General features: G+C 68.8%; 9 protein-coding genes. 3 read left to right on the top strand and 6 right to left on the bottom strand.

Annotated elements, in window-relative coordinates:
* Positions 1-24: 24 nt before the first annotated feature.
* Positions 25-1,035, bottom strand: coding sequence for an oxidoreductase (locus ABCR83_RS07555; protein WP_462694048.1), 1,011 nt, complete (start codon positions 1,033-1,035; stop codon positions 25-27).
* Between the two features lie 69 nt (positions 1,036-1,104).
* Here ABCR83_RS07555 and ABCR83_RS07550 point away from each other — a divergent pair, with 69 nt between their 5' ends.
* Positions 1,105-2,079, top strand: a complete 975-nt coding sequence (locus ABCR83_RS07550; protein WP_462694047.1) for an NAD(P)/FAD-dependent oxidoreductase — start codon at positions 1,105-1,107, stop codon at positions 2,077-2,079.
* A gap of 37 nt (positions 2,080-2,116) precedes the next feature.
* Here ABCR83_RS07550 and ABCR83_RS07545 read toward each other — a convergent pair whose 3' ends face one another.
* The 3 genes from ABCR83_RS07545 to ABCR83_RS07535 all read right to left on the bottom strand — a co-directional run bounded on the left by ABCR83_RS07545 (position 2,117) and on the right by ABCR83_RS07535 (position 8,543).
* Complete coding sequence (locus ABCR83_RS07545; RefSeq protein WP_462694046.1) at positions 2,117-4,036, bottom strand: Xaa-Pro dipeptidyl-peptidase; 1,920 nt, start codon at positions 4,034-4,036, stop codon at positions 2,117-2,119.
* Positions 4,037-4,368: 332 nt separating this feature from the next.
* Positions 4,369-6,297, bottom strand: a complete 1,929-nt coding sequence (locus tag ABCR83_RS07540) for a Xaa-Pro dipeptidyl-peptidase (protein ID WP_462694079.1) — start codon at positions 6,295-6,297, stop codon at positions 4,369-4,371.
* A 323-nt stretch (positions 6,298-6,620) separates the two neighbouring features.
* A complete protein-coding gene (locus ABCR83_RS07535) occupies positions 6,621-8,543 on the bottom strand; it encodes a Xaa-Pro dipeptidyl-peptidase (protein ID WP_462694078.1) in 1,923 nt (640 codons plus the stop codon).
* A gap of 281 nt (positions 8,544-8,824) precedes the next feature.
* On the opposite strand from ABCR83_RS07535, the gene ABCR83_RS07530 reads away from it, so the two are divergent.
* Positions 8,825-10,357: a M1 family metallopeptidase gene (locus tag ABCR83_RS07530; protein ID WP_462694045.1), complete on the top strand. Its 1,533-nt coding sequence runs from the start codon at positions 8,825-8,827 to the stop codon at positions 10,355-10,357.
* 58 nt (positions 10,358-10,415) lie between these two features.
* Here the strand turns inward: ABCR83_RS07530 and ABCR83_RS07525 are convergent, their stop codons facing one another.
* Positions 10,416-11,327 (bottom strand): NmrA family NAD(P)-binding protein, encoded by a 912-nt coding sequence (locus tag ABCR83_RS07525; RefSeq protein ID WP_462694044.1) that lies wholly within the window; start codon positions 11,325-11,327, stop codon positions 10,416-10,418.
* A gap of 43 nt (positions 11,328-11,370) precedes the next feature.
* On the bottom strand, positions 11,371-11,823 hold the full coding sequence (locus ABCR83_RS07520) for a MarR family winged helix-turn-helix transcriptional regulator (RefSeq protein ID WP_462694043.1): 453 nt from the start codon (positions 11,821-11,823) through the stop codon (positions 11,371-11,373).
* A 113-nt stretch (positions 11,824-11,936) separates the two neighbouring features.
* Between ABCR83_RS07520 and ABCR83_RS07515 the strand changes: the two genes are divergently transcribed.
* Positions 11,937-12,680, top strand: a complete 744-nt coding sequence (locus ABCR83_RS07515) for a MerR family transcriptional regulator (protein ID WP_462694042.1) — start codon at positions 11,937-11,939, stop codon at positions 12,678-12,680.
* The last annotated feature ends 9 nt before the right edge of the window (positions 12,681-12,689 follow it).

Genomic DNA, 12,689 nt, shown 5'->3' with positions numbered 1-12,689 from the left:
TTTCGTCCCCTGGACCAGCGGCCCCTATCCCGGCGACACCCCCGCGACCAGCACATCCCCAAAGGTCCGCGCCACCACGAACGCCCCGCTCACCGGCAGCCGGTGCACCCCCGCTGCCAGCCGCCCCTCGAAGAGCTCGTACACCCGGGTACGGCGCAGCACGTCCTGCCGGTAGCCGGTCAGCCGCACCCGGCAGGCGATCGCCACCTCCACCCGGGCCCGCGAGCCGGTCGCGCTCAGCGCGACCACCCGCCGCTGCTCGGGCGGCGTCCGGGTCAGGGCCTGCTCCAGCTGTGCGACCAGCAGGGGCACCAGCGGGGCCAGGGTGTCCACAAACACCGCATCGGCGTTCGCGGTCGCGAACGCGGCTCGTACGGCGGCCCGTTCGTCCTCCCCCACCGCGCCGTCGAAGGCCACCGCACCGTAGGTCCGCAGCTCCGCCGCGTCCACGCCCACCGCATCGCGGGTGATCTCGGCGCCGATGCCCATGGTGCGCAGGGCGGCCGCGAGCCTGGCGAACAGCGCCACCCGTCGCCCCACCAGCAGTACCCGGCGCGCGGATCCGGCTAGAGCCTCCTCGGTGCACAGTCGTTCCAGCACCGCCCGGTACTGCTCCGCCCGGAACCGGAAGGGCCCGATTCCGGCATAGCCGTCGCGCACCGGGTCCACCGTCTCGGCGGTCTGCCACGCAAAGTCCCGCCAGATGACGTCCGTTCCCTCCCGCTGGATCACGGCACTGACGACACCGCACTCCAACCCCTCGCATTCGGGGCAGGCATAGAGGACATACCGGCCGCCGGGCAGTGGTGGCCCGGTCTCCAGCAGCAGCCCCCGCACATGTGAGGTGAAGATCGACGGGCCGAGGTCGGAGGCGAGCGGCGAGACCCCGTCGAGATCGGCGAGGCGCAGCAGCAGCGGCCGTCCGTCCACGATGAAGTCCAGGAAATCACGGTGCATTTGATACCCGCGCCCGGCGAGAACCCCGCCGGCCCGAGTCGCCTGCGCGACCCCGAACGTCGCGTACTCCACTGCCATGGGCCGAGTATTCCCGGCTGCCCACCGCTTTGCGCCCAACCGGCGTGATCAGGAGGTACGTTCACTCGCATGGTGACCGACATACTTGTGCTGGGCTCCGGAGTGATCGGCCTGACGAGCGCCGTCGTGCTGGCCGAAGGCGGGCACCGGGTCGAGGTGCTGACCCGCGAACCCGCGGCCGGTACCACCTCCGCGGTGGCCGGCGGGCTGTGGTGGCCCTACCGGATCGAGCCCGGGGAGCAGGCCGCCGCCTGGTCGTCGGCCGCGCTTCGGGTCATGACCGAACTGGCCCTGGATCCCGCGGAGACGGGGGTGCGGCTGACCGAGGGCACCGAGGTGGGCCGGGCGGTGTCCGAACTGGGGCCGTGGGCGGCCGGGGTGCCGGGGCTGCGCGACGCCACACCCGGCGAGCTGCCCGGCGGCTACGACCGCGCCGTGCGCGCCCGGGTGCCGCTCATCGACATGCCCGCCCATCTCTCCCATCTGCTGCGCAGACTGGCGGCGGCCGGCGGCAAGGTCACCACCACCGCGGTCGCCTCGCTCGCCGATGCGGCCCGCCATCCGGCGCCGGTCATCGTCAACTGCACCGGGCTGGGCGCCCGCGAGCTGGTGCCCGACCGGGACACCCACCCGGTGCGGGGCCAGCTCGTGGTGGTCGAAAACCCGGGCGTGGACGAGTGGTTCGCCGTCGCCGGCGACGACCAGGAGGACACCACCTATCTGTTCCCCCAGCCCTACGGCCTGGTCCTCGGCGGCACCGCCCAGGAACACTCCTGGGACCGTGCCCCCTCCCCCGCCACCGCCCGGGCCATCGTCGCCCGCTGCGCCCGGGTGCATCCCGCGGTCGCCCGCGCCCGGGTCCTGGCCCACCGGGTGGGCCTGCGCCCGGCCCGGCGCGGCGGCGTCCGGCTGGCGGCCGAGCGACTGCCGGACGGCAGGCGTCTGGTGCACAACTACGGCCATGGCGGGGCGGGGGTGACGGTCTCCTGGGGGTGCGCCCAGGTGGTGGCGGAGCTGGTGTCCGGCGCAGCGGACATCCCCTGAAGCGGGACCGGGGCCTGCCCCCGGTCCCGCCCGTCCGTCACGGCAGGTGCGTCACGGACGGAATGCGCAGCCCGTGCGGCGGCCGGCCCGCCCGGCCCGGTGCGGGCTCCGCACCCTGGGTCGCCCGGATGAACGCCGGGTATCCCCCGGCCAGCGGCAGGCTCGCCGAGGTGTTCTGCAGATCGACCGTCAGCTTCGGGGTCGTGGACGGGGCGTCGACCAGCGGAGTGTCCGTGCCGGCCACGATCAGGGCCAGCCGGTGACCGGCCGGGATCACATGGTCGGCCGTGCCGAGGTCGAGGCCGATGGTGTACGGCCGGCCGGGAGTCACCTCACGCTGCTCGTCGGCGTAGTGGCCGAGGTCGGCCCAACCACGGCTGAAGATGGTGTAGTCCACCTGAGCCTTGTTGGCGACGGTCTTCCTGAAGCAACCGTCGTCACCGGTATTGCCACTGCCCCAGCAGTCCTTTTCGGGCAGGAGGGAGATGCCCGAGCCGGTCTTGGTCGAGTAGTCGCGGATGGTGGCCGGGCCGAGATCGACCAGCGCGGCGGACAGCGTGGCCGAGTTGGTGGACGAGGCCACCTTCAGGGTCACCTTTCCATGGCCGGACAGCCGCAGGTCCTGGGTGAGCGGCTGGGTGCTGAAGGCGACCTTGCCGGGGGTCGAACGGTCGGCCTGCGCCGCCCAGTCGGCCTCGCCCAGCTTGGGGTCGTCGGTGAACTCGGCGGTGGTGCCCGCCGGAGCGGTCTCGGCTCCCAGTTTGCCGACCCCCGCGACCGGGCCCGCCGTCGGACGGAGCGTGGTCGTCCGGGTCTCGCTCGGCGGCCAGACCTGGTCGGTGGTCCACTGGTCGGGCGCCCGCTCGATGTCGGCCATCGGCTCGCGGTCGATACCGTTGTCGTAGTCCAGCAGATAGTGGTCGAACCACCGGTGCAGGGTGGACACCCACTCCGCACGCCGGAAGTCGAACGGGTCCAGATGGCCGCCCGTGTGCAGCCAGATCTTGCGCTCCACACCATTTGCGGCCAGCGCGTCCCACCACTTGTCCAGGTGCTGGGTACGCGCGTTGAGGTCCTGCAGCCCGTTCACCATAAAGACGCTGGCACGGATCTTGCTCGCGTCCTTCACATGGTCCCGCTGGTCCCAGAACTCGGTCCAGTTGCCGTTGCGGGGTGCGCCCTCGATGAGTTGACGGTGGACGTCCTGGCAACGAGCCGTTGTCTCGGCGGTCTCTACATACCGGGCCTGTCCCTCGGGACCCTCGTCGTTGTGCGCGGCGCCCCGGTAGAAGAAGTAGCCGTACCAGGAGGTGAGGGAGGAGATGGGGACGATGGTCTTCAGGCCCTCGACCCCGGTGGCGGCCACCCCGTTGGCGATGGCTCCGTCCCAGCTCTTGCCGATCATGCCCACCTTGCCGGTGGTCCAGTCGGCGTCGACGTCACTGCCGCCGGCCCGGGCGTCAAAGGCGCGGGCCCGGCCATTGAGCCAGTCGATCACCGCCTTGCCGGACTGGATGTCGGACTGACCACCGACATCGGTACAGCCTTCGGAGCGGTTGGTTCCGGCGAGGTCGACCAGCACCACGGCATAGCCGCGCGGCACAAAGTAGTTGTCGTAGAAGAGCGGGAACTGGACCGGCTTGCCCTGGGCGTCATAGGTCTTCACCTGGTTGTCGGGTCCCCGTCCCACCCCCTGCATCCCGTAGTAGGGGCTGGTCTCCATGATGACCGGCACCTTCAGCCCCTGCTCGGCGGCTTCCCGTGGCCGGACGATGTCCACGGCGATCCGGTCGGTGCGGTTGGCACCGGTCTTGGCCTCCACCCACACCGACTCGCGTATCGCGTTGTCGTAGGAGTAGACGGGGCTGCTCTCGCCGCCCTCGGCGGCATGTCCGGGGGCGGGCTTGGCGTGGGCAGCGCCCGGTGGTGCGGCAAAGACGGCCAGCAGCGCTGCCACTGCCGTCAGGACAAGGGTCGTCCAGCGAAGGCGGGTATCCCGCACAGGTTTCAACACGGCGGCAAGATACGCCAGTTAACTCCTGTGATTAAAGGGGAAGTTGATTCACTGAGCCGGATATTCAGCCGGCTTCATGACCTCCGAAATTCGACCTGACAAAGTACTCGGCAAGACAGCCCGGGAACACGCTCAACACCCCGGTGGGGACATAGATTCGCGTTTCCCAACGATTCTCTTTCTGTGTTGAGCTGGAGTGACCGATGCGGCACGGTGTCTCCGCTCCGAGCGGGGCCGAAGGGGTGGCCTCCAAGAGCGGGAGGCCACCCCGGTGGTCACTTCAAACGGGTGTCGGCGGGAATGCCGACACCACGCAACGGATGGCCAACCGCGGAAGGCTGACGCTTGGCGCTCTTCGTCGCACCGTCGAAGGACGGGTAACCGCCGACCAGCGGCAGGCCGACCGAGGTGCTGTGCAGATCGATCGTCAGCTTCGGATTGGTGGTCGGCGCGTCCACCAGCCCGGCATCCGTGCCGGCCACGATCAGGGCCAGCCGGTGGCCCGCCGGGACCACATGGTCGGCCGCCCCGAGGTCCAGAGTGAGGGAATACGGCTTGCCCGGCGTTATCTCACGCTGGTCGCCCGCGTAGTGGCCGAGGTCGGCCCAACCACGGCTGAACACGGTGTAGTCCACCTTCGCCTTGTTGGTGGCCGTCTTCCTGAAGCATCCGGTGTCACCGGAGTTACCACTGCCCCAGCAGTCCTTGTCGGGCAGAGTGGTGATGCCCGAGCCGTCCGCGGCATAGTCGCGGATGACCGCCGGGCCCACATCGACCAGCACGGCGGACAGGGTGGCCGAGTTGGTGGACGGGGTGACCTTCAGCTTCACCTTCGAGGAGCCGGACAGTCGCAGGTCCTGGGTGAGCGGTTGAGTGGTGAAAGCGGCCTTGTCCGGCGTCGGTTGATCGATGCGCGCCGCCCAGTCGGTCTCCTTCAGCTTGGGATCGTCGGTGAACTCCGCGGTGGCGCCCGAGGGAGCCGCCTCGACGCCCAGCTTGCCGGCTCCCGGGACGGAATCCGCGGCCGGATGCAGGGTGGTCGTCCGGGCGTCACCCGCCGGCCAGGCGCGCTCGGTGGACCACTGGTCCGGGGCGCGCTCGATGTCCGCCGTCGGCTCCCGCTCGACGCCGTTGTCATAGCCCAGCAGATAGTGGTCGAACCACCGGTGCAGGGTGGACACCCACTCCGCACGCCGGAAGTCGAACGGATCCACATGCCCGGCCGTGGACAGCCAGATCTTGCGCTCCACACCATTGGCGGCCAGCGCGTCCCACCACCGGCCCAGATGCTGGGTGCGCACATTGAGGTCCTGCAGACCGTGCACGGCGAAGACGCTGGCCCGGACCTTGCTCGCGTCCTTCACATAGTCCCGCTGGTCCCAGAACTCGGTCCAGTTGCCGTTGCGGGGCGCACCCTCGACGAGTTGGCGATGGACGGACGCACAGCGGGCCTTGGCCGCGGCGCTCTCGACGTAGTCGGCCTGCCAGACGGGGCCGCCGTCATTGTGGGCGGCGCCCTTGTAGAAGAAGTAGCCGTGCCAGGAGCTGATGGCCGAGATGGGGACGATGGTCTTCAGGCCCTCGACCCCGGTGGCGGCCACCGCATTGGCGATGGTTCCGTCCTGGCTCTTGCCGATCATGCCCACGGCGCCGGTGCTCCAGTCGGCCTCCACGCCGTTGTCGCCGGTACGAGCGCCATAGCCGGGTGCCCGTCCGTTGAGCCAGTCGATGACGGACTTGGCCGACGTGGTGTCGGAGCGGCCGCCGACATCGAAACAACCGTCGGAGCGGTTGGTTCCGGCCACATCGACCAGTGCCACAGCATAGCCGCGGGGCACAAAGTAGTTGTCGTAGTAGAGGGGGAACTGGACCGGGTTGCCCTGGGCGTCGTAGGTCTTGGTCTGGCTGTCGCCGCCGCGTCCGACGGACTCGTAGTACGGACTGGCAACCATGATCACCGGGACCTGACGGCCCTGTTCGGCCGCCTCGCGGGGCCGGATGATGTCCACGGCCACCCGGTCCGTACGGCCGGTCCCGGCGCCGTCGATCCCGGTGTCCACCCAGACCGTCTCCCGGATGGCACGGTCGTAGGAGTAGATGGGGCTGCTCTCGCCGCCCTCGGCGGCATGTCTCGGAGCGGGCTTGGCATAGGCCGCGCCCGGGGGTGAGGTGAGGACGGCCAGCAGCGCTGCCACTGCCGTCAGGACAAGGGTCGTCCAACGAAGGCGGGTATCCCGCACAGGTTTCAACACGGCGGCAAGATACGCCAGTCAACTCCTGTGATTAAAGGGGAGGTTGATTCGCTGAGCCGGACGCTCATCCGGATTCACGGCCTCCGGAACCCGACCTGACAAACTATTCGGCGGAACGGCCCGGGAACGCGCTCACCACCCCGGTGGGGACATAGATTCGTGCTCGCCAACGATCCTCGTTCCGCTCCGAGTTGGGGTGACCGATGCAGTACGGCGTCTTCGCTCCGAGCGGGGCCGAAGGGGTGGCCTCCAGGGGAGAGAGGCCACCCCGATGGTCACTTCAGGCGGGTGGCGGTGGGAGTACCGGCACCACGCAAGGGGTGGTTGGCAGTGGAAGGCTGGTGCAGGACGCCCCTCGTCGCGTCGGCAAAGGACGAGTAGCCACCGACGATCGGCAGGTCGACCGAGGTTGCAGCCAGGTCGACCGTCAGCTTGGGTGTCGTGGTCGCCGGCTCGACGAGCGGGTTGTCCGTACCGGCCACGATCAGGCCCAGCCGGTGACCGGCCGGAACCACATGATCGGCCGTACCGAAGTCGAACGTGATGGTGTAAGGCTGACCCGGAGTCACCTCACGCTGGTCACCGGCATGGTGGCCAAGGTCGGCCCAAGCACGGCTGAAGATGGTGTAGTCCACCTGAGCCTTGTTGGTGGCCGCCTTCTTGAAGCAGCCGGTGTCACCGGCGTTGCCGCTGCCCCAGCAGTCCTTCTCGTCCAGCATGGTGACACCGCCACCCGAGGAATAGTCACGGATGGTGGCCGGGCCGAGATCGACGAGAACGGCCGACAGGGTCGCCGAGTTGGTGGACGGAGCGACCCGCAGGGTCACCGTCCCATGACCGGACACCCGAAGGTCCTTGGTGAGCGGCTGGGTGGTGAACCCGGCCTTGCTCGGCGTCGGCTGGTCGATCCGCGCCGCCCAGTCCTTCTCACCGAGCTTGGGGTCATCGGTGAACTCGGCGGTGGCACCGGACGGCGCCGTCTCGATGCCCAGCTTGCCGACCCCCGCGGCGGAACCCGCCGCCGGCCGCAGGGTGGTCGCCGTGGTGTCGCTCGGCGGCCAGACGGCGTCGGTGGTCCACTGGTCGGGAGCGCGCTCGATGTCCGCCATCGGCTCCCGGTCGATGCCGTTGTCATAGCCCAGCAGATAGTGGTCGAACCACCGGTGCAGGGTGGACACCCACTCCGCACGCCGGAAGTCGAACGGATCCACATGCCCGGCCGTGGACAGCCAGATCTTGCGCTCCACACCATTGGCGGCCAGCGCGTCCCACCACTTGTTCAGGTGATGGGTACGCACATTGAGGTCCTGGAGCCCGGCCACCTGAAAGACGCTGGCCTTGATCTTGCCCGCGTCCTTCACAAAGTCCCGCTCGGACCAGAGATCGGTCCAACTGCCGTCGCTCGGTGCGCCCTCGATGAGTTTGCGGTGCACATCCTGGCACTGCGCCACCCGCTCGGGAGTCTCGACATAGCGGGCCTGCCCCTCGGGGCCCTCGGTGTTGTGGCGGGCGCCGTTGTAGAAGAAGTAGCCGTACCAGGAGCTGACGCCCGAGATCGGGACGATGGTCTTCAGCCCGTCGACCCCGGTGGCAGCCACCCCGTTGGCGGCGGCCGCGTCCCAGCTCTTGCCGACCATGCCCACATTGCCAGTGCTCCAGTCGGCGTCGACCTCATTGCCGCCGCTGCGTGAGTCAAAGGCCCGCGCCCGCCCGTTGAACCAGTCGATGGCCGCCTTGCCGGACTGGATCTCGGACTGGCCGCCCACGTCCTCACAGCCGTCGGAGCGGTTGGTCCCGGTGATGTCGACCAGGGCGACGGCGTAGCCGCGGGGCACAAAGTAGTTGTCGTAGAACAGCGGGAACTGAACGGGTTTGCCCTGGGAGTCGTAGGTTTTCAGCTGCTTCTCGGGGCCCCGTCCGGCGTCCGCGAGCGCGTAGTAGGGGCTGGCGTCCATGATGACCGGCACCTTGAGCCCCTGCTCGGCGGCTTCCCGTGGCCGGATGATGTCCACCGCCACCCGGTCGGTGCGGTCGGCGCCGGTCTTGGCCTCCACCCACACCGACTCGCGTATCGCGTTGTCGTAGGAGTAGACGGGGCTGCTCTCACCGCTCTCGGCGGCATGTCTCGGAGCGGGCTTGGCATAGACCACGCCCGGGGGTGAGGTGAGGACGGCCAGCAGCGCTGCCACTGCCGTCAGGACAAGGGTCGTCCAACGAAGGCGGGTATCCCGCACAGGTTTCAACACGGCGGCAAGATACGTCAGTCAACTCCTGTGAATACAGTGGTAATTGAAAACGCGGCAGATGTCGGCTACCGCCTGTTCTCCGCCCAGTCGGGCCCGTGTGGCCTGAACCATACCGATGACAGGCACATGTCGATCACATGTCGGGATTGGCCATGGACATACCCGCACCATCGGTGAGTACATAGGCTGCGGTCAGCGAACGATCTTCCGCCCCCTATGAGTTGGAGTGTCCCGTGCGTCACAGACTTCTCGTTCCGAGCGCCGCCGCTGCCGCCGCCTTCCTGATGGTGGCCGTCCCGGCCTCGGCCGCCGATGCCACGCCGGGCGCGCCGAGCATCGGCGACTCCTACTACCCGGACGCCGGAAACGGCGGCTATGACGTCTCCCACTACGACCTGCGGCTCAAGTACCAGCCGAGCACCGACCGGCTCGAGGGCACGGCGACCCTCACCGCCGTCACCACCCAGGACCTGTCCCGCTTCGACCTGGACTTCCTGCTCGATGTCAACGAGGTCCTGGTCAACGGGAAGAAGGCGTCCTTCACCAAGTCCGGGGTCCACAAGCTGGAGGTCACTCCCTCCGCCGCCCTTCCCTCGGGCAAGTCGGTCACCATCGTGGTCCGCTACAGCGGCACTCCCTCCACCGTGAAAGTGAAGGGCTTCTCGGCCTGGCAGCGCACCCCGGACGGCGGGGTCGCGGCCCAGGAGCCGGAGTCGGCGGCCTGGTGGTTCCCGAGCAACGACCACCCGCGCGACAAGGCCACCTACGACATCTCGGTCTCGGTCCCCGACAACGTCCAGGCGATCAGCAATGGAGTGCTCGCCTCCAAGACCTCCAAGCTGGGCTGGACGCGCTACAACTGGCGCTCCACCAAGCCCCAGGCCAGCTATCTGACCACGCTGGCCGTCGGCAAGTTCGACATCACCACGGACACCACCGCCAACGGCCTGCCGGTGGTCAACGCCTACAGCAAGGACCTGGGCGACAACTACGACTCGGCCAAGGCCAGCATCGAGCGCACTACCGAGGTGCTCGACTGGGAGAGCACGGTCTTCGGCCCGTACCCGTTCACCGCGGCCGGCGGCTATGTGCCCCATGTGCCCACGCACTTCGCGCTGGAGACCCAGACCCGCCCGTTCTACAGCCCCGCACAGTTCGGCAATGGCGCCAATGTCTCGGTCGTGGTGCATGAGCTGGCGCACCAGTGGTTCGGCGACAGCGTCTCGGTGCACGACTGGCGGGACATCTGGATCAACGAGGGCTTTGCCTCCTACGCCCAGTGGCTGTGGTCCGAGAAGGAGGGCGAGGGCACCGCGCAGGAACTGGCCGACTACACCTATGCCCTCTATCCGGCGGACTCCCCCTTCTGGAAGGTCAAGCCGGGCGACCCGGGCGCGGACAAGCAGTTCGACGCGGCCGTCTACCAGCGCGGCCCGATCGCCCTGCAGGCCCTGCGCAACCAGGTCGGGGACAAGGTGTTCTTCGACATCCTCAAGGGCTGGACGGCCAAGAACCGCTATGGCAACGCCTCGGTCCAGGACTTTGTGAAGTTCGCCGAACAGACCTCGGGCAAGCCGCTGCAGAAGCTCTTCGACACCTGGCTGTTCACCACCTCGAAGCCGTCCGCGGCCGCGGCCGCGAAGGCGGGCATCGGCCGGTCGCTCAAGAGCGGCAAGGGTGCCAAGAGCCTCGCGGCCTCCGCCAAGCCCGCCCAGCCCAAGTCCTGGAAGAAGATCCAGGACGCGCTGGACTCGCACCGGCACTGATCCGCCCCGGGCCCGCCGTACTCCCCCGGGGGTTGGGGAGTACGGCGGGCACCGAAGGTCAGGCGCCCGGCGCGGTGTCGCGCACGAATTCCTCCACCGGCACGGGCTTGACCTCCGGATAACGGTCGTTGTCCAGGACGTCGAACTTGGCCTTCCCGGACACCATGCCCCACTGGTACTGCAGTGCCACATAGTCGAAGGGGTTCTGGGTCAGCTGCGACTGACGCTCGATCTCGGCCCTCAGTTCATCGGCCGTGCCCAGGGTCCGCAGTTCGAGCTTCCGGCCCGAGCCGCGCTCGACGGCGGCATGGAACTGGCGCATCGAGGCGACCTCCCCGGCGAAGCGGACCGGCCCGCCGGAAAGTGCCGGGTCGAGCGCGGCGGCAGCGGTGTACGCGGCCGAATCGCGGATCGTGGTCAGGTCCATCGGCTGGTCCGGGTCGCCCCAGTGCGAGAAGGTTCCCTTTTCCCAGTCCACGATCTGCATAAAGGTCGTCATCACCTCCATAAAGGCCCCGTTGAGCACCGAGACCACGGTGACCGGGCTTCCCTCGAACCGCTCGGCCGCCCGCTTCCGCATATCGATCATAAAGTTGTCGCCAAAGTCGAGCTTGAACATGTCGATGGCGAAGTCCGACGGAAGGAACCGGGCGACCCCGGCCCGCTCGGCGGCCCGCAGCAGATTCTCCTGCCCGTCCACGATCACATCCGGACCGCCCTGGACCGCCGACACCACGACCGACACCCCTTCCAGGGCGGCGGCCAGCCGGTCCACCGGGTCCGTGATGTCACCCTCCACCAGCTCGACTCCCCGCTCCGCCAAGGCGTCGAGAGCCTTCTTCCGGTCGCCTTCGGCCCCCGGCCGAACCAGCGCCCGCACGGCCTGTCCCCGGTCCAGAAGGTGGCCCACGATCTCACGACCGAGCAGACCGGTGGCGCCTGCCACCAACGCCCCTGCCTGTGCTGCCATTTCGCTTCCCCTTTTTCATGGTGCCCGGCCCGGCGAATGCCCCTCAGTACCCTCGTTTTCTGATCTCACCCGCGAGTGCTTCGAGGCCACCGGCCAGATGCTCGACATCGGGAACGCCCCACTCGGCCATCAATTCGGCGATGGCCGTGGTCCGGGCTTCCTTCAACTTCCTTATGGCCAGCCGACCGGCGGTGGTCACCGTCACCAATTGCGCCCGCGCGTCGGTGGGATCGGGAGAACGCTCTATCAGCCCCCGCGCCTCCAAACGCTTCGCGGGAGGGGTGAGCGTGGACTTGTCGACCTCCATGAGCTGGGCCATCACGGAGAGCCGCGCCGGCCCGCGCAGCGAGAGCTGGGCGAGCAGGGTGTAGTCCCCCAGGGAGAGGTCCAGCCCGGAGTCGGCCATGATGCGGCGCCGGTTCACCGGCGAGAACATCCAGTTCCCGATGGTGGCCAGGGCCACCGCCACCCGGTCCGTGACCTCGTCCGTCGCCACTGCGCAGCTCCCGCTCAATTGGTTGGTTGGCCACAACCAACTATATGTAGAGGTGCCTGCCCGCGCAACACCGGCTTTCACAGCACCGGTGCTCCACCCATACTGTTGAGCCCATGGCCATGGACACCGAGGAACCCCACCTCACCATCGATGAACTGGCCGCCCGGGCCGGCCTGACCGTACGCACCATCCGCTTCTACAGCACCCGTGGCCTCCTCCCCCCACCCGAGCTGGGCCCCCGCCGCGTCGGTCGCTACGGCCCCGGCCACCTCTCCCGGCTCGCCCTGATCGAGGAGCTGCAGCACCAGGGCCTCACCCTCGCCGCCATCGAGCGCTATCTGCGGCACCTTCCCGACGATCTCAGCCCCCATGACCTCGCCATCCACCGTGCGGTGGTGGCCTCCTGGGCCCCGGACCGGGCCGAGGAGACCACGCTCCGCCGGCTCGAGCACCGGGCGGGCCGCCCCCTCACCGAGGATGACCTCGACCGGCTCGCCGCCATGAACGTGCTGGAGCGGGCCGCCGAGGGCGCCTTCCGGGTGGACCCGGGCCTGCTGGGCGTCGGCATCCAGCTGCTGAATGTGCCCATGGCCCTGGACACCATCCTGGCCGCCCGCAAGGTGCTGCTGGAACACGCCCGCGCCACGGCCCACGAGCTGGCCCAGCTCTTCCACCGGCAGGTGTGGGAGCCCTACCGGGAGCGGGAGACGGACCCCGAGCAGGTCGAGACGATGAAGACCCTCTCGGCGCATATGCAGCCGCTGGTGGTGCAGGCACTGGTGACCGCCTTCCAGCGGTCGCTGAAGGAGGAGTTGCAACAGACCTACGGAGCCGATGCGGAGCGCGGCGGCAGTTGACTCCGTTGC

Source organism: Streptomyces xingningensis, from assembly GCF_054957865.1.
The sequence above is the reverse complement of the archived record's forward strand: the minus strand, read 5'-3'. Positions and strand labels throughout refer to the sequence as shown.